Origin of the sequence: Caballeronia sp. DA-9 (assembly GCF_051615025.1) — a bacterium.
In the GTDB taxonomy this organism is placed as follows: domain Bacteria; phylum Pseudomonadota; class Gammaproteobacteria; order Burkholderiales; family Burkholderiaceae; genus Caballeronia; species Caballeronia sordidicola.
In genome coordinates this window covers 533,900-550,700 of record NZ_CP195132.1, presented here as the reverse complement: position 1 = coordinate 550,700, position 16,801 = coordinate 533,900, and the positions used below count along the sequence as shown (strand labels likewise).

Sequence of the window (16,801 nt, the reverse complement as noted above, 5' to 3'; positions counted from 1 at the left end):
ATCACAGTGACGTGCTTGCCACCCTCAGCGCGCACGCCATGTCCGCGTTCGGCATCGGATCGGTAGCTCTGGCCACTGCGGCTTCCGGTACGCCCAGCACGCAAGACCTTGCAACGCAAAGCAAGTTTTTTCGCGTAGCGGTCGAGGGCGCGACCACGGACGGCCGCACGATCCTGCGCGAATGGATTCAGCAAATGGCCGCGAGCTACAACACCACGACGTACGGTGCACGCGTGAACATGGAACACATTCGCGGCTATGCACCGGCACCGGCAAGCCCGTTCGGCGCGTACGGTGACGTGCTGGCGCTGCAAGCGAAGGAAATCGAGGACGGCCCGCTTAAAGGCAAGCTCGCACTCTATGCGCAGATCAGCCCGACCAATGATTTGGTGAATCTCACCAAGGCGCGTCAGAAAATCTATTCGTCGATCGAGATTGATCCGTCATTCGCGGACACCAAGGAAGCCTATTTGGTCGGTCTCGCCGTCACCGATAGCCCCGCGAGCCTCGGCACCGAAATGCTCACCTTCGCTTCGCAGAACCCGGCCGTGTTCGCAGGTCGCAAGCTTTCGCCGTCGTGCCTCTTTTCTGTCGCGGAGGAAACCGAGATCGAGTTCGAGGACGTGCAACCAAAACCGGGCGTATCGGTATTCACGAAGGTGAAAGAACTGCTGGGCTTCGTCAAAACTAAGGGCGCAGCCGACGATTCGCGCTTCGCTGACGTGACGCAAGCCGTTGAAGCGCTCGCAACGCACGGCGCGACTGTGAACGCACAGCTTGAGGCGTACGCGCAGCAGGTCGCGGCGAACGATGTTGTTGTCACCGAGTTGACCAAGCGGCTAAACGCGTCCGATCAGGCATTCAAGACGCTTCACGAGCAGCTATCGACCACGAGCGCATGGAACCAGCGCCCCCCGGCGACCGGCACGAGAGCCGAGACCAAGACTGACTGCTAACCGCTGCGTACGACCACGCCAGCAGCACATTTTTAACGTCATTGGAGACGCAATCCCATGCGTAACACCACACGCGAGAAGTTCAACGGTTTCATGAGCGCGATTGCGGAATTGAACGGCGTGCCGAGCGCGGCCGTGAAATTCGCGGTTGACCCGTCCGTGCAACAAACGCTTGAGTCCCGGATCACCGAATCGAGCGAGTTCCTGAAGAGCATCAACGTCATCGGCGTGACCGAACAGACAGGCCAGAAGTTAGGGCTTGGCGTGGGCGCACCGATCGCGAGCACGACCGACACGAGCAAGAACGATCGCATCACCAAGGACCCGAGCGACCTGGACCCGAACGGGTATTTGTGCACGCAGACCAATTTCGATACGCACCTCACCTATGCACGTCTGGATGCATGGGCGAAGTTCGACGACTTTCAGACCCGTGTGCGTGACGGCATCGTGCAACGGCAAGCGCTTGACCGTATTTGCATCGGCTTTAACGGCGTTGAACGTGCGGCGGACTCTGACCGCACCAAAAATCCACTGTTGCAAGACGTCAATAAGGGTTGGTTGCAGAAGTATCGCGAGCAAGCGGCGGCCCGTGTGCTGCACGAGGGAGAGAAGACGGCCGGAAAGGTGACGGTGGGCAAGGGCGGTGATTACGAGAATATCGACGCGCTCGTGTACGACGCGATCAGCAACATGATTGACCCGTGGTATCGCGAAGACCCGGCCATTGTCGTGATGTTGGGTCGCGGCCTGCTGCATGACAAGTATTTCCCGATCATCAATGGGTCGGACACGGCCACGCAAAAGCTTGCGGCCGATGTGCTCGTAAGTCAGAAGCGTGTCGGTGGCCTGAAGGCCGTGAGCGTGCCGTATTTCCCGGCAAACGCGCTCATGATTCAGCGACTGGATCACTTGTCGGTCTATTGGCAAGAGGGCGGCCGCCGTCGTACGGTAATCGACAACGCCAAGCGCGACCGTATCGAAAACTTCGAATCGAGCAACGATGCATATGTGGTCGAGGACTTCGGTTCGGGCTGCATGGTGGAAAACATCGCGTCGGTTCCGGCGTAACGAGCGGTCACAGTAATCATGCGAAGCCTCGCCCAAAGACATTTCGAACGCGTGAGCGCGGCCAAGGAGGCGGCCTCGGTCGCACCGGGCCGGTCCCTCGCTGGTGCGAACCGTTACGAGTTGATGCTTGCCAAGCTCGCCACGGATCGACGCCGGTTGAAGGCGATTCAGTCCGTTGCCCGGAAAATCGACGTGAAGCGAGAAGTGCTGCCCGAGTATGCCGACTATGTGGCGGGCGCACTGGACGGCGGGCGAGGCGCGCAGGACGACGTGTTGACCACGCTCATGATTTGGCGCATCGACACGGGCGACTATGCCGGGGCACTGGACATTGCACGCTATGCGCTGTCGCACCAAATGACGCTGCCGGAACAATACGAGCGCTCGTTACCGGCCGCAGTGGCGGAAGAATTCGCGGAGGCCGCTTTGCGTGCCTTCGGAGCGGGTGAGGTATTCCCGCTCGCTTATTTGCAGGAAGTGGTGACGCTGACGGGAACGTATGACATGCACGATCAGGTCAACGCGAAATTGCACAAGGCGCTTGGTTACGCATTGGAAAAATCGGACCCGAGCGCCGCGCTGGAAATGTTGCGCCGAGCGGTCGATCTGCACGATCGCGTCGGCGTCAAAAAGGATATCACTCGACTCGAAGCCGAGTTGAGGAGTGCGGCCGGCTCCGATGCCGGTCGCACGTAACGCGCCCCCCCTGGCCTTGGCGGCACCGGCTGATGATTCGCAACTCCTGACGGCTACGCGAATCCGACGCCGGTCCACCGCCATCTATTTCGAGTCACGATCCATGGGCAGTTTTATTGCGACGGCCACGCCAACGACGCCGACCCCGGATGCGGCCATCATCGTCAATGACGGCTGGTTTCCCGACATCGATCTTGGTGTGCTGCGCGAATCGACCCGGCTTGATGGCACCGTGACTCATGCGCGTTTGCGCGAAGCCGCGATTGACGCGATCGTAAGCGTCAATGCGGAGTTGTTTAGCTGGCGTGCGGCGCATGTCGCGAGCGGCATTGCGAAGCTTCAGGACGTACCCGCCCCGACCATTGGCGGGGAAAGCGTGCAGGTTGCGCGCTACCGGCGCGCCGTCTTCAATCTGACCCATGCGGACCTGAGCGAACGGTATCGCGATTGGGATACGACAAAAACGGGTGGCGAGAAGGCCGAAGACCTCGAAATGACGATCTGTGAAGCCCGTCGCAATGTGCGGTGGGCGCTCAATGATTTGCGCGGTATCCCGCGATCGACGGTTGAGTTGATCTGATGATAGTGATCGCGCAACAGGGCGATACCGTCGATTTGCTGTGCTGGCGTCATTACGGGCGCACCAATGGCACGGTCGAGGCGGTGCTTGAGGCCAATGGTGGGCTTGCCGATTACGGCGTGGTGCTACCCCATGGCTTGAGCGTGTATCTGCCCGATCTGGCGGAGGTGGATACCACTGCGCCGATGCTGCAATTGTTTGATTGACGTGATTGACTGAACCCGGAGCAACCATGGCAGAGCCGAGCACCACCACTCTCGCACTATCGGCCGCGATCGGCCTTGCGAGCCTTGCGCCGGGTATCGACGGCAACGCGCTCATGGGCGCATTTACCGGCGCGGCGCTGGTTGTCGTCACATCCAAAGATGTGACCGCGCTCAAGCGGATCGCCTACTTGCTCATTTCACTGGTTATGGGCTATCTGGCCGCGCCCGAAATCGTCAACGCCACGCCGATCAGATCGACGGGCGTAGCGGGATTCTTCGCGGCCGCGCTCGTGATTGCCGTGACGTTGCAACTCATTGAGCGTGTCAAAACCGTTGACCTCTTCGCGATCTTCAGGAAAGGAGGCTGACGTGCTGACGCCTTTCGTGCATCTTGTACCTGTCTCGCCGTTTCCACTGATCGCGCTGATCGCGTACATCGCGACCATCCTGCGCGTGCTGACCTATCGCAAGCTCGGCGCGCGGCACCGTCACCATGTCTCGTGGATCGCGTGGGCATTGCTCGCCGTGATCGGTGGTTCGTCGATCGAATTGATCCTGCACGCGAATTCGACCGGATTGTTTGAAGCGGGTAAGGCGGTATTGATTGCCATATTTGTGTTCGGCGCGCGGGGCAATATCGCGCGCCTGTTACGGAGTGACGAATGAAAACGCATCGCTTGGGTGACTACGGCGACGATATCGGCCTGTTGCAGCGGCGCTTGTCGAGCGCAGGCTATGGTGTCCCGATCACGCATCTGTATGACGATGCGACAGCCGCGGTCGTCGGACGGTTTCAGCGCACCATGGGTCTTGTTGACGATGGCGTTGCAGGACCGAAAACGCTGGGTGCGCTTGCCACCGGCCGCAAAGCACCGAAACACCTGAGCGGTGCGGATCTGATTGCGGCGGCGCAAACCTTGGGCGTGCCGGTCGCGGCCGTGCGTGCGGTGAACGAGGTTGAATCTCGTGGCAATGGCTATCTGCCCGATGGGCGGCCGGTGATCCTGTTTGAACGGCATGTTTTCTGGACGCAACTCGGCATGCACGGCGTCAACCCGGCACCACTTGCCCCGCGCTATCCCAATGTGCTGTCCGAGACCCGTGGCGGGTATTCGGGCGGGGCGGGCGAATATACGCGGCTCGCGTCAGCCGAACTCATTGATGGGGCCGCAGCACGCGAATCCGCGAGTTGGGGTCTATTCCAGATCATGGGCTATCACTGGAAGAATCTCGGCTACAGCGGTATCGACGAATTCGTGTCTCGCATGGAAACGAGCGAGACGGACCAGCTCGACGCGTTCGTGCGGTTTGTGTCTGCGGACTCGAATCTGCTGTCGGCGCTCAAAGGGCGCAAGTGGGCACAGTTCGCCAAGGGCTACAACGGCAAGAATTACGCAGTCAACCTGTACGACGTGAAGCTCGCGCAGGCGTACACCAAGTACGCGGCACTGCTCAAGGAGGCCGCTTGAGGGCGATCGTAAGCAAGGTCATTGCGGCGGTCGTCGTGTTCGGGTTTGCTGTCGTACTCGTGTTCTACATACGCACGATGCGCGCCGAGCGCACCACCGCGCAGCAGGAAGCAAGCGATGCCAAGCAAGGCGTGATCGATCGTGACGCCGTGATTGCACGGCTCAGACAGGATGCGAAAGACAAGGCGCGTCAACAGCAAAAGCTGGATCAGGACCGATCCGGCATTGCCACGCGCTTGGCTGACATTCAAAGCGAGAACAGGAAGCTGCACGATGAAAACGAAGCCTATCGCGCGTGGGCCGATGCTCCTTTGCCTGACGATGTTGTGCGCATGCAGTCAAGCCCCGCTCTCACCGGCACCAGCGATTACCTTGCAGGAATGCCAACGGGTGACACCGTGCACGATGCCAGCGGTGTCACTGCGCACTAATGGCGATCTGCGCGATGCGCTCGATGTGGCGCGCGCTGCGTGGGCCGTGTGCGCCGCGCAGGTAGACATGATTGTCGACTGCCAGGCTAAGACCTCAGATGAATAAGCCCGACAGCGTGCGCGTGGCGATCGTCGCCGCCTATCCGGCGCTTGCGAGCGAACCGGAAAAACTCACAGTCTTTATTGACAACGGATCGATTGCGGCCACCGGCACGGTGTCGGCATCATTCGAATATCGATATCAATTGCATATCCTCGTGCTCGATTTCGCGGGTGATGCGGATGTGGTCATGATTGCGTTGATCGAATGGGCACGAACGAATCAGCCGGACCTCGTGACGAACGCGGATCAACGGGCAAGCGGCATCACGTTTGAAGCCGATATCCTGAACAACGCGACTTGCGATCTTTCCATCAAAATGCAATTGACTGAAAGCGTTGTCGTTAAAACGAATGCGGCCGGTGAGCGCACGATCAAGCACATTGACGACTCGCTTGAAATCGATTGGACCGCTCGCCCATGGCCGAACTCGACGCGCTAGAGAAGTGGGCTGGTGGGCTTCTGATGAAGCTTGCCGCGCCCGCGCGCCGTAAGGCGATGTTGGATGTTGCGCGGGAATTGCGGCGCAGCCAGCGCACCCGCATTGCCGCTCAGAAGAACCCGGATAACTCGGCCTATGAGGCGCGCAAGGCGCGCCCGGTGAGTGCTTCCCCGCTGCGCGACAAGAAGGGGCGTATCAAGCGCACAGCCATGTTCATGAAGCTGCGCACGGCACGCTATATCCTGACTGAAGCGACCCCGCAGGGCGTGGTCATCGGTTTCGTGGGGCGCGTCGCGCGCGTGGCACGAGTGCACCAGTTTGGCGAGACCGATCGGGTAGCACCGCGCGGCGCGACCTACAAATATCCGGCGCGCGTCCTGCTAGGGTTCACTAATGCCGATCGCGAGATGATCCGCGACATTCTTTTGAAGCACATCACACAGTAAACCATAGCGTTTTTGTACCGGGACGCACGCACGGTGCGTTCAGGTGACTCGCCCGCGCGCGATCGGCAACATGCCGATATGGACGCTAACGAAATTCAACGCCAATCACGCAACGCCGTTCGCAAAGGTTCAATCCTCGCGGTTGACCATGCGAACGCGCTGTGTCGTGTGTCGGTCGGTGACACCGACAGCGGCGAGGACACGCTCGAAACCAACTGGATTCCATGGTTCAACCTCATGGCCGGGGCAACGCGTTCATGGGAGCCTCCGACCGATGGCGAGCAAGTGATGCTCTTGTGTCCAATGGGCGACCCGGCGCAGGGCGTCGCGCTGCGTGGCATCTATTCGGATGCGGCTCCCGCGCCGAGCGCCAGTGCGAGCGCGCACGTGCGCGTCTATCCCGATGGCGCAGTGGTGGCGTATGACCATGACTCGCACGCATTGGCCGTCACATTGCCGGACGGCGCGACAGTCTTAGTCGTCGCACCGGGCAGCGTCACGGTGAAGACGAAAGAGGCCGTTGTGCAGGCTGAAAACGTCTTGCTTGATGCTGATCAGACCACGTGCACGGGCGGTTTGCTCGTGAAAGGCCCGTTCGTTTTCGAATCGGGTATGAGCGGCAAGAGCGGTTCGAAGGCCGGTCCGGCCGCCGTCATTGCGGGCACCGTCGCGGTGAGCGAAGACGTGATCGCCGGAGGCAAGAGCGCTGTGGGCCACCAGCATCGAGAGCAGGGTGATGGTCAACTCGTGAGTCCACCGGTATGAAAGGAATGAACGCCAGAACCGGCCGCGCCACAACCGGTATCGACCACCTCTATCAGTCGGTTGAAAAAATCCTGACGACACCGATTGATTCGCGCATTGCACGTCGCACCTTCGGTTCTGATCTGCCCGATCTGGTGGACGCACCGAATAACGGAGAGACGCGCGTGCGTCTTTATGCTGCTGCGGCTACCGCGTTGATGCGGTGGGAACCACGTTTGACGCTCTCGCGCGTTCAGCTATCAACGGACGTCGACGAAGCGGGCGAGGGCGTGCAGGTGCTTGACATTGAAGGCACGACCACCGAATCGGGCGAGCTAGTTGCCACGCGAGTCCAATTGACGAACGGCGGTGTGGCATGAGCGCGACCCCGATTGATCTTTCCCTGCTGCCCTCGCCCGATGTGGTCGAAACGATCGAATACGAGACTTTGCTTGTCGAGCGTAAAGCCCGTCTTGTGTCGCTGTATCCGGCTGATCAGCAAAGCGATGTTGCCGCCGCGCTCGAACTCGAATCCGAGCCGATGAACATCAGCTTGCAGGAAAACGCCTATCGTGAAATTGTCCTGCGCCAACGCGTGAACGATGCTGCGCGCGCGGTGATGCTGGCTTATGCGACCGGTAAGACCCTTGAACATTTGGCGGCCTATTTCGATATCGAACGCTTGACGATCGTCGAACCTGATCCGGCGAACAACATCGAGGGCGTATATGAACTCGATACGGATTTGCGCAAGCGCGTGCAACTCGCCCCACAAAGCTATTCGGTGGCCGGTCCAGAAGGCGCGTATCGCTCACATGCGCTCAATGCTGACGGGCGTGTGCTGGACGCATCGGCCACTAGCCCCGCGCCGTGTGAAGTCGTGGTCACGATCCTGTCACGCGAGGGTGATGGCACCGCATCGCAAGAATTGCTCGACAAAGTAACGGCCGCGCTCCAGGCCGATGACGTGCGCCCGTTGACGGACAAAGTAACGGTGCGCGGCGCTGAAGTGTTGCGTTACGCCACGCGCGCCACATTGATCTTCTTTGCCGGTCCCGACCGTTCGCTTGTGCTCAAGGAATCATTGAAGCGCACGACTCAATATGTCGCGGACATGCATCGTATGGGCATGGAAGTCACTCAAGACGGTTTGTTTGCGGCCATGCGTGCGCCCGGTGTGCAAAAAGTCTTGCTCGCTTCGCCCGTGGGTGGCGTGGCTGTCACCAAACTGCAAGCGGCGTTCTGCACGTCGATTGAATTGATTGACGGCGGTGTCTATAACGGGAGTGGAGCGTGAGTAACTTGTTGCCGCCGAACTCCACCGCCACCGAACGCAAGCTTGCGGCCGTCAACGCACGCATTTCCGATATCGCTACGCCGATCGCGGAAATCATGGATGCAGACGCGATTCCGCTTGCGCAATTGCCGTGGCTCGCGTGGCACATGGGTGTCGACGCGTGGAAAGACTATTGGCCCGAGCGGACCAAGCGCGCTCGTGTGAAATCCTCGATTTCGATTGCGCGCAAGAACGGCACCGCTGCGGCCGTGCGCGCGGTAGTCGCCACGTTCGGCGGAAACATTGCGCTGCGCGAATGGTTTCAGATGGACCCGCCCGGTGTGCCCGGCACCTTTGACGTGGTGCTGACCGTGAGCGCCCGTGAGGGTCAAGCGCCAAGTGCCGCATTGATTGCCGACATCATCGCAGAAATCGATCGCACCAAGCCCGTGCGGGCGCATTACACCTTTACGCAAGGGTTCGGCGTGCAGAGCACGCAGGGTGTGGCCGTCGCGGTGCGCCCGGCGCTCTTTCGTCGCCTTTCATTCTCGGATATCTAGTTATGGCCGGAAGACTCATTTACGTCACGAAAGCAGGTAAGGCCGCACTGGTTGGTTCGGGAAACACGGGCACGGCCGCCCGCAAAATCGTCACGATCGGCGTATCCACTGCGCCGTTCAATGCGGCTGATGATTCGTTGATCGTGCTACCCAATGAACGCAAGCGTATCTCGACCATCGCGGGCGAGAACGTCGCATCGGACACGATTCACGTCACCCTCAAGGATGATTCGAACGATCAATATTCACTGTATGGGTTTGGGCTGTACTTTGATAACGGTGTGCTCTTTGCCGTGTACAGCCAGGATGCACCAATCATGGAGAAGTCACCTGAAGCGCTGTTATTGCTCGCGGGCGACATGCAGTTTGCGAGCATCAATGCGGCCGCGCTCTCCTTTGGTGACGCGACGTTCTCCAATCCGCCCGCGACAACCGAACGGCAGGGTGTTGTAGAACTTGCCACCGCTGCCGAAACGGTCACTGGAACCGACACGCAGCGCGCCGTTACCCCGGCAGGTCTGCTGTCGACCATCACGCCCGCGCTCGCGACGAAATCGAACGTTGGCCACCATCATGCAATCGTTGATATCGACGGGTTGCAATCCACGCTCGACACCAAGTTCAACCGAGCAGGCGGCGATATCGCGGGTCAGGTGAACGTGCTGAACAGCGCGGCCGTCCGGTTGACCGCAACGAACGGTTATGCCCAATCTCTGCGTGCTGATCCCACGGGCATTGTCGGCTTCATCAATCAGGGATTGACCGCGTGGAATCTGCAACTGAGCGAGGCGGGTGTGCTGTCGCTGCCGCGCGCGCGACCGAATTGGGCCGGTGGCTTGATCCCGTGGGACAACGGCAATTTCGACCCTGCTACGCGCGTCGTGAGGACCGGCGACCACATGAGTGGGGATCTTTGGATAGATAGCGGCGGGCTGCACCTCAGCGGATGGCGGGGCGATCCGAATCAAGGCGTGGCGTTTCTCAACGCTATCGGCAATAAGTACGTTTATTTCGACGGGGCGAACTACTCGATGCCTGGGGCCGAGCTGTACACCGGCCCTAACAGTAGTCGCGTTTGGCATACGGGCAATTTCAATCCGGCCGCCTATCAGCCGGCCGGCAACTATCAACCAGCGGGCAGCTACCAAGCCGCTGGCGACTACCTGCGCAATCACGCCAACCAGTCGACAGCGGCACTGTATTTAAATTCGGCTGCACCCCCGTCTATCGCGTCGATCACGCCATCTGGAAATAACGACAACGTTGCGTTGACGATTGGCACGGACGGTAATCTGTCCGCATCGGCCGTGATGCAGTTTCATCGACAGGGATCGTTTGCTGCCTATTTCGGGCTGGATACGGACAACCAGTTTGCGGTCGGTGGGCGCTCGATGGGTAACGTTCGGTATCGCCTCTTTCATGAAGGCAATTTCGATCCCAACAATGCCGTCAACCTCGCGAACAACGCCAATAACAACGCCAACGGTCGCGCCCCGATCCGCAACGGCAATAGCGCCGGATACGGCTACGTCTGTAGCGATAGCAACGTCAAGGTGACGATCAGTTGGGACGGCGCGAATCACCAGATCTATGCGGATAACAGCTACATGGGTGCGCTGCTCACCACCAGCAATTTCAACAACTGGGCCGCCTCGAAGAGCGCGCAAGTGCAGTGGGGTAGCGGTATCTCTGAACTTGGCGGGGTTGTGACCGGGGCAGACGTCACCGTGGATGCGGGTGGCCCGTGGGTGTTGCAGGGCTTGCGCACGGTCGGCGGGAATAACCGGATTTATATGCGCATCGTTTGGCTAAGGAACCAGTAACCATGATTTGTCACGACCAACTCATTCACGCTATCGAGCAGGAATTGGGGTTGACCCACGGCATAGATTTTTTGGTGGCTCACCCGCTGGATAAGAACGGAGTTCAGTGCGGTGAAGCCTATCTATTTCGCTGGATGAACAAGGACATCACGGCACCGGATATCGAGCACATGAAGGCGCGATATCACGAATGCCATTGCGAGACCTACGAGGCCAATGCAGCGCGCGAACGCCGCGACGCGTTGCTCGCCCAAACCGACTGGACGCAAGCTCAGGACGTTCCCGTGACGGTGAAGGCGAAATACGCAGACTACCGTCAAGCGCTGCGCGATATCACGACTCAGGCGGGCTTCCCGACCTCCATCGATTGGCCCCTTTTACCGTAGTAATTCGAGACACTATCAGGAGCGCAAAACATGCCTTTGAAGAAAACCATTCGTATCGCCGCGATCGGAGTACCGGCCGAGTTCCACATCGTGCGCCGCTATGCGGTCGACAGGCTAGCCGAGACAACTTTTGTCGATATCGCCAGTTTCTATGACGAACAGGCGGTGCGGGACAACCTGCAATCGATCGCGATGGCAAACGTCATGATCGAAGGAATTCCCGAGGTCGGAGCCGATGCGGTCGCCTTCTGCGAGATGCGCCTCGCTGCGCCTGCACCCAAAGCCCCTGTTGATGGCTCTGATCCGACCATCAGCAACCCGAACCGCTACTTGTTCGGCGACGCCGAAATCGTCGCCGAGCCGGTCCCCTGACGCTCGCCATCGGTCAACCAAAGCCGCCTTAGATCGTCTCCCGTTTTCTCTCACCATACCGGATTAGGAAAAACACATGGCTCAGGATTATCACCACGGCGTCAGGGTCCTCGAAATCAACGAGGGATCGCGCCCGATTCGTACCATCTCGACGGCGGTTATCGGCGTCATCTGCACGGGCGAAGATGCCGATGCAACAACCTTCCCACTCGACACGCCCGTACTGATTACCAATGTGGTTTCCGCATTGGGCAAGGCAGGCACGCGTGGCACCCTTTACAAAACGCTCGATGCGATTGGCAAGCAAACGAAACCCTTTACGGTTGTCGTGCGCGTCGCCGAAGGTGCGACCGATGCCGAAACGACCACGAACGTGATTGGCACGGTGACGCCAACCGGTAAGTACACCGGCATGAAAGCCTTGCTCACCGCGCAAATGAAGCTTGGCGTGAAACCGCGTATTCTCGGCGCACCCGGCCTCGACACGCAGGCGGTGGCCACGGCGCTCGGCAGCCTCGCGCAGTCGCTGCGCGGGTTCACGTACGTAGCCGCCTATGGCGCAAAAACGAAGGAAGAAGCCGGGGTCTATCGCAAGCAATTCAGCCAGCGCGAAGTCATGGTGATCTGGCCGAATTTCCTCGCGTGGGATTCGGTATTGAATAGCGCGATCGAGGTCCCGGCCGTCGCCTACGCGCTCGGCTTGCGCGCGAAAATCGATGAAGTGACTGGCTGGCATAAGACGATTTCGAACGTCGGCGTCAATGGCGTAACGGGCATCAGCCAAGACGTATTCTGGGATTTGCAGGACCCGGCCACTGATGCAGGCTACTTAAACGAGATGGGCGTAACGACACTGGTTAATCGCGACGGCTATCGGTTTTGGGGTTCGCGCACGTGCGCCGACGACAACATATTCTTTTTCGAGAACTACACGCGCACGGCGCAGGTGTTGGCGGACACAATCGCAGAATCGCAAATGCCCCAGGTCGATGGACCGCTCAATCCATCGCTGCCGCGCGACGTGATTGAGAGCATCAACGGCAAGTTTCGCGAGATGAAAGCGAATGGCTATCTGATCGATGGCTCGTCGTGGTACGACCCGGAGCCGAATACAACCGACGTATTGAAGTCCGGCAAAGATTACATCGACTACGACTACACGCCGGTGCCACCGCTTGAAAACCTCGTGCTGCGCCAGCGCATCACCGATCGTTATCTCGCCGATTTCGCCGCGCGCGTCACGGCTTAAACCGTGTACGTGCAATCGTGTGACCATTCGCGCGAGCGCGTCACGAACGCCCACATCAGGAGTTAAGACACCATGGGTATGCCAAGCAAACTGAAGGGGTTCAACCTGTTCCATAACGGGACGAACTTCACGGGCAAGGTCGCGGAATTAACCTTGCCCAAACTCACCCGCAAGATGGAGGATTATCAGGGCGGCGGTATGAGCGGTCCAATCAAGATCGATTTCGGGCAGGAGGGCATTCAGCTTGAATGGACCTGCGGCGGCTTCATGAAAGAAGTGCTCGCGCAGTACGGCATCACGAAGCACGACGGTGTGCTGCTGCGTTTCGCGGGCGGCTATCAGGCTGAAGACTCTGAGGATTACGACTCGGTGGAAATCGTCGTTAAAGGTCGGCACATGGAAATCGACCCCGGCACGGCGAAGGCTAAGGAAGACACCGCGTTCAAGGTCACCACCGTTGCCAGCTATTACAAGTTGTCGGTGAACGGTGAAGACCTGATTGAAATCGACTTCATCAACATGATCGAGAAAATCAACGGGAAAGACCTGCTCTCGGCGCTGCGTACTGCAATCGGTCTGTAGTCGAGCGGCTTGAACACCATTAGACGCTGTATTCGAACTCGCCCGCCTTGTGCGGGTTTTCTTCCGACCCGACCTATAACACCATGAAAACTGCCAACCAAAAACCCGATGTGACCGATATCACCGACGTATCTGACGCGTCCGATCTGAAAATGGAAAAAGACCCGAACACGCACGAACTCGACACCCCGCTTGTGCGAGGCAAGCAGTCCATCACCCACGTGACCTTGCGTAAACCAAGTTCGGGCGAACTGCGTGGCACGTCGCTGTCTGACCTCGTGAATCTCGATGTGGCCGCGCTGCAAAAGGTGCTGCCGCGCATCAGTTCGCCCACGCTCACCGACGCCGATGTGGCGCGCATGGATCCGGCTGACCTCGTGCAGTTGGGAGGTATCTTTTCCGGTTTTTTGATGCCGACAGCCGTGAAATTGAAACTGGAATCCCTGATCGTGTAGAAGACCCCATGGCCGATATCGCGACGGTGTTTGGTTGGACACCGGCCACGATGGACGCTTTCAGCCTTGTGGAATTGATGGAATGGCGCGAGCGAGCGCGGCAACGTAGCGGAAGCGAATAGCAATGGATAACGCACTAAAACTGCGGGTCATGTTCGACATGATCGACAACATGACCAAGCCGCTTAAAAACATGCTCGCTGGCAATAAAGGGCTGGCAACTTCGCTCAAGGAAACCCGGCGCGAACTGGCGGACATGGGCAAGACGCAGAAGACCGTCGCCTCGTTTCGCGAGATGCGTACCGGGCTTGATGCGACTGGCACGCAGCTTGCCGCCGCACGTGGTCGGGTGAAACAGCTTGCCGGATCGCTGCACACGCTCGGGCCGCCCACGCAGCAGATGGTCAGGGATTTCCTGAAGGCGAAGCAGGAAGCGGCCGCGCTCACCGGTCAGCATAAAAAGCAAACCAACGGCTTGCGCGAACTGCGCGAGCAGCTTGCGACGGCCGGAATCAACACGCAAAACCTTTCGCAGCACGAGCGCGACTTGCGCTCGAACATCGCCGCGACCACAGTCAGGATGACAGAGCAGACCAGCAAGCTCGAAGCATTGAGCGAGCGCGAGAAAAAGGTCGCGGCCGCTCGCACTAAAATGCAGGCCATGCAGGGCGTGGCCGCCAACATGGCAATCGGCGGCTATGCGGCCAGAAGTACCGGCATGCACGTGCTCGGCGATCTGCGCGAAACCCTCGACCAATCAAAGAGTGCCGAAGCCGAGATGATGCGTATCAAGGCGCTTGGGCTTGGCGATCACGCGTCGGCCGATGCAGTGAAATACGCACGCGCGATGAAGCAATACGGCACCAGCACCACCGATAACCTTACGATGATGCGTGACTCGCTGACCATTTTCGCGGACGAACATCATGCGCAAATGGTCATGCCCACGCTTGCCAAGATGAAGTTTGCGAACGAATCAATGTTCGGTGCGGAAGACGCGCACGCGAACGAAGAAAAGTTCATGAACATGCTCAAGGTGATCGAGCTACGCGGCGGCACCAAGGACGAAGCGACGTTCAAGGACGAAGCAAACATGGTGCAAAAGGTGCTGACCGCGACGGGCGGCCGCGTCGGTGGCGACGAATGGCGCAACTTCATTCAGACCGGTGGCGTCGCTGCCAAGCAGATGCGTAAGGACGCGTTTTACTACCAGATGGAACCGCTCATTCAGGAAATGGGCGGTCACGCCGTGGGCACGGGCTTAATGTCCGCATACAGCAACGTCTATCAGGGTAAAACGACCGTCAAGGCGGCCAAGCAAATGATGGCCCTTGACTTGCTGGATAAGAAAAAGGTGGAGTACAACAAGATCGGCATGATTAAGCAGATTCGCCCCGGCGCGCTTGCCGGGGGCGACATGCTCAAGGCGTCGCCGCTTGAATGGCTGGAAAAAGTCTTGCTGCCCAAGTTGGCGGCCAAGGGCATCACCGACCCGGACAAAGTGAAAGACATGATCGCCACGATTTTCACGAATCGTACGGCGGCCAATCTGTTCACGACCATGTACATGCAGAAAGATCAGATCCACAAAAACGAGCGCTTGAACACGGGCGCTAATGGCATCGATCAGTTGAACGCGAAGGGCCAGCAGATGACGCAGGGCCGCGAACTCGCGGCGCTCGCGAAAATCCGCGACTTGAAGCTGGAAATTGGTGAGAAGGTATCACCGATCTATAACAGCGCGCTTGAGGTGACGGCCAAGGCCACCGACAAGGTGATCGGCTTTATGCAAGAGCACTCGACAGCGGCCAAGGTGATCATCACGACCCTTGCCGTGCTCGCGGGGGTGCTGGTGGTTGCCGGGACGCTCACGGTCGCTCTGGCGGGCGTTCTCGGGCCGCTGGCGATTCTTAAATTCAGCATGACCACCCTCGGCATGCAGGGCGGCATTCTCGCGCGCGTGATCGGCGGCTTGGGTGGTGTGTTGCGCGGTGGCTTTGTCGGTAGCCTGAAAATGGTCGGGCAGGCGTTCGCGATGCTCGGGCGCTTGGTGATGGCAAACCCCTTGCTCGCGGTGATCGGGCTAATCGCGATGGCGGCCGTCTACATTTTGGCGAATTGGGACACGCTCGGGCCGAAATTCGCGGCCATGTGGGCCGGAATCAAGGCCGGTGCGGGTGCGGCATGGGATTGGATCGGCGACAAGGTGTCGGCGGCATGGGAGGCCGCGAAGGGCGCAACCGGCGCGGCATGGGGCTGGCTTGGCGGCAAGCTGTCAGGCATGTGGGAATCGGTCAAGGGAGCGTTCAGCGGCGGGATCGCGGGCATCGCGGCGTTGATCGTCAATTGGTCCCCGCTTGGCCTCTTCTATCAGGCGTTCGCGAGTGTCATGTCGTGGTTCGGCATCGACATGCCCGCGAAATTTACCGAGTTCGGTGCGAACATCCTGTCGGGCCTCGTAAACGGCATTACGAACGGTCTCGGCGCGGTGAAAGACGCCATCACGAATGTGGCCGATTCGACGGTCGGATGGTTCAAGGAAAAACTCGGCATCCATAGCCCGTCGCGCGTGTTCGGGGAGTTGGGCGGTTTCATCGGCCAGGGCGCAGCACTCGGTATGGATGGCGAACAGGGGCGCGTCGCTAAGGCCGCGATCGGCCTTGCCGCCGTCGCGGCCACATCATTCGGTGCACCCGGTGTCGCGAACGGTGCGGCAATGGCCCGTGACGCCGTGCCGCTCGTGCGTAGCACTGTCGCCATCGACACCCGGCCGCCACTGAGTACGACGCCGGCCGCAAGCGCAGCGCAGGCCGTTTCCGCCCCGGCGCAGTACATCTTTCAGATCAGCGGCAGCGACCCGAAGGAAATCGCGGCGCAGGTGCGTAGTGTGATCGAACAGATCGAGCGTCAGAAGCAATCGCGCATCGGCTCACGGTTGTCGGATTCCGCGAGCTAAT

23 protein-coding genes and 1 pseudogene are annotated in these 16,801 nt (G+C 59.4%); all 24 read left to right on the top strand.

Features of this window, described 5'->3' with window-relative positions; translation table 11 throughout:
• Nucleotides 1–11 precede the first annotated feature (11 nt).
• Nucleotides 12–956: a GPO family capsid scaffolding protein gene (locus ACRWA7_RS08855; protein WP_438392331.1), complete on the top strand. Its 945-nt coding sequence runs from the start codon at nucleotides 12–14 to the stop codon at nucleotides 954–956.
• A gap of 57 nt (nucleotides 957–1,013) precedes the next feature.
• Nucleotides 1,014–2,027 (top strand): phage major capsid protein, P2 family, encoded by a 1,014-nt coding sequence (locus ACRWA7_RS08850; protein ID WP_438392330.1) that lies wholly within the window; start codon nucleotides 1,014–1,016, stop codon nucleotides 2,025–2,027.
• 18 nt (nucleotides 2,028–2,045) lie between these two features.
• Nucleotides 2,046–2,723, top strand: coding sequence for a phage terminase small subunit (gene gpM / locus ACRWA7_RS08845; RefSeq protein ID WP_438392329.1), 678 nt, complete (start codon nucleotides 2,046–2,048; stop codon nucleotides 2,721–2,723).
• Nucleotides 2,724–2,826: 103 nt separating this feature from the next.
• Nucleotides 2,827–3,303, top strand: coding sequence for a head completion/stabilization protein (locus ACRWA7_RS08840; protein WP_438392328.1), 477 nt, complete (start codon nucleotides 2,827–2,829; stop codon nucleotides 3,301–3,303).
• Nucleotides 3,303–3,509 (top strand): tail protein X, encoded by a 207-nt coding sequence (locus tag ACRWA7_RS08835; protein ID WP_438392327.1) that lies wholly within the window; start codon nucleotides 3,303–3,305, stop codon nucleotides 3,507–3,509. The genes ACRWA7_RS08840 and ACRWA7_RS08835 overlap by 1 nt, the downstream gene beginning before the upstream one ends.
• 26 nt (nucleotides 3,510–3,535) lie before the next feature.
• The gene (locus ACRWA7_RS08830; protein ID WP_438392326.1) at nucleotides 3,536–3,877 is read left to right on the top strand and encodes a putative holin; all 342 of its coding nucleotides are present in this window, start codon (nucleotides 3,536–3,538) and stop codon (nucleotides 3,875–3,877) included.
• Between the two features lies 1 nt (nucleotide 3,878).
• Entirely contained in the window at nucleotides 3,879–4,175 is a 297-nt protein-coding gene (locus ACRWA7_RS08825; protein WP_438392325.1) for a phage holin family protein, read from the top strand.
• Nucleotides 4,172–4,978 (top strand): N-acetylmuramidase domain-containing protein, encoded by an 807-nt coding sequence (locus tag ACRWA7_RS08820; protein ID WP_438392324.1) that lies wholly within the window; start codon nucleotides 4,172–4,174, stop codon nucleotides 4,976–4,978. The genes ACRWA7_RS08825 and ACRWA7_RS08820 overlap by 4 nt, the downstream gene beginning before the upstream one ends.
• Nucleotides 4,979–5,055: 77 nt before the next feature.
• Nucleotides 5,056–5,328: pseudogene (locus tag ACRWA7_RS08815) on the top strand (Rz-like lysis system protein LysB); the annotation flags it as partial.
• Nucleotides 5,252–5,515, top strand: coding sequence for an Rz1-like lysis system protein LysC (gene lysC / locus ACRWA7_RS08810; protein WP_438392323.1), 264 nt, complete (start codon nucleotides 5,252–5,254; stop codon nucleotides 5,513–5,515). The pseudogene ACRWA7_RS08815 and the gene lysC, both read left to right, overlap by 77 nt.
• On the top strand, nucleotides 5,508–5,951 hold the full coding sequence (locus ACRWA7_RS08805) for a phage tail protein (RefSeq protein ID WP_438392322.1): 444 nt from the start codon (nucleotides 5,508–5,510) through the stop codon (nucleotides 5,949–5,951). Before lysC ends, ACRWA7_RS08805 begins: the two co-directional genes overlap by 8 nt.
• Entirely contained in the window at nucleotides 5,930–6,397 is a 468-nt protein-coding gene (locus tag ACRWA7_RS08800) for a phage virion morphogenesis protein (RefSeq protein WP_438392321.1), read from the top strand. Before ACRWA7_RS08805 ends, ACRWA7_RS08800 begins: the two co-directional genes overlap by 22 nt.
• 78 nt (nucleotides 6,398–6,475) lie before the next feature.
• Nucleotides 6,476–7,162, top strand: a complete 687-nt coding sequence (locus ACRWA7_RS08795) for a phage baseplate assembly protein V (protein WP_438392320.1) — start codon at nucleotides 6,476–6,478, stop codon at nucleotides 7,160–7,162.
• Nucleotides 7,159–7,521 carry a GPW/gp25 family protein gene (locus ACRWA7_RS08790; RefSeq protein WP_438392319.1) on the top strand — a complete coding sequence of 121 codons (363 nt, stop codon included), beginning with the start codon at nucleotides 7,159–7,161 and terminating at the stop codon, nucleotides 7,519–7,521. The genes ACRWA7_RS08795 and ACRWA7_RS08790 overlap by 4 nt, the downstream gene beginning before the upstream one ends.
• On the top strand, nucleotides 7,518–8,438 hold the full coding sequence (locus tag ACRWA7_RS08785; protein WP_438392318.1) for a baseplate J/gp47 family protein: 921 nt from the start codon (nucleotides 7,518–7,520) through the stop codon (nucleotides 8,436–8,438). Before ACRWA7_RS08790 ends, ACRWA7_RS08785 begins: the two co-directional genes overlap by 4 nt.
• Nucleotides 8,435–8,977, top strand: a complete 543-nt coding sequence (locus ACRWA7_RS08780) for a phage tail protein I (RefSeq protein ID WP_438392317.1) — start codon at nucleotides 8,435–8,437, stop codon at nucleotides 8,975–8,977. Before ACRWA7_RS08785 ends, ACRWA7_RS08780 begins: the two co-directional genes overlap by 4 nt.
• 2 nt (nucleotides 8,978–8,979) lie before the next feature.
• Nucleotides 8,980–10,800, top strand: a complete 1,821-nt coding sequence (locus ACRWA7_RS08775; RefSeq protein ID WP_438392316.1) for a hypothetical protein — start codon at nucleotides 8,980–8,982, stop codon at nucleotides 10,798–10,800.
• Nucleotides 10,782–11,186: a tail fiber assembly protein gene (locus ACRWA7_RS08770; protein ID WP_438392315.1), complete on the top strand. Its 405-nt coding sequence runs from the start codon at nucleotides 10,782–10,784 to the stop codon at nucleotides 11,184–11,186. Before ACRWA7_RS08775 ends, ACRWA7_RS08770 begins: the two co-directional genes overlap by 19 nt.
• Nucleotides 11,187–11,216: 30 nt before the next feature.
• Nucleotides 11,217–11,558, top strand: a complete 342-nt coding sequence (locus ACRWA7_RS08765) for a hypothetical protein (protein ID WP_438392314.1) — start codon at nucleotides 11,217–11,219, stop codon at nucleotides 11,556–11,558.
• Between the two features lie 76 nt (nucleotides 11,559–11,634).
• Nucleotides 11,635–12,807, top strand: coding sequence for a phage tail sheath protein (locus ACRWA7_RS08760; RefSeq protein WP_438392313.1), 1,173 nt, complete (start codon nucleotides 11,635–11,637; stop codon nucleotides 12,805–12,807).
• 72 nt (nucleotides 12,808–12,879) lie between these two features.
• Nucleotides 12,880–13,389 carry a phage major tail tube protein gene (locus ACRWA7_RS08755; protein ID WP_438392312.1) on the top strand — a complete coding sequence of 170 codons (510 nt, stop codon included), beginning with the start codon at nucleotides 12,880–12,882 and terminating at the stop codon, nucleotides 13,387–13,389.
• Between the two features lie 152 nt (nucleotides 13,390–13,541).
• Nucleotides 13,542–13,844 (top strand): phage tail assembly protein, encoded by a 303-nt coding sequence (locus ACRWA7_RS08750; RefSeq protein ID WP_438392728.1) that lies wholly within the window; start codon nucleotides 13,542–13,544, stop codon nucleotides 13,842–13,844.
• A gap of 8 nt (nucleotides 13,845–13,852) precedes the next feature.
• Nucleotides 13,853–13,966: a GpE family phage tail protein gene (locus ACRWA7_RS08745; RefSeq protein ID WP_438392311.1), complete on the top strand. Its 114-nt coding sequence runs from the start codon at nucleotides 13,853–13,855 to the stop codon at nucleotides 13,964–13,966.
• A 2-nt stretch (nucleotides 13,967–13,968) separates the two neighbouring features.
• Nucleotides 13,969–16,800: a phage tail tape measure protein gene (locus ACRWA7_RS08740; RefSeq protein ID WP_438392310.1), complete on the top strand. Its 2,832-nt coding sequence runs from the start codon at nucleotides 13,969–13,971 to the stop codon at nucleotides 16,798–16,800.
• Nucleotide 16,801 lies beyond the last annotated feature (1 nt).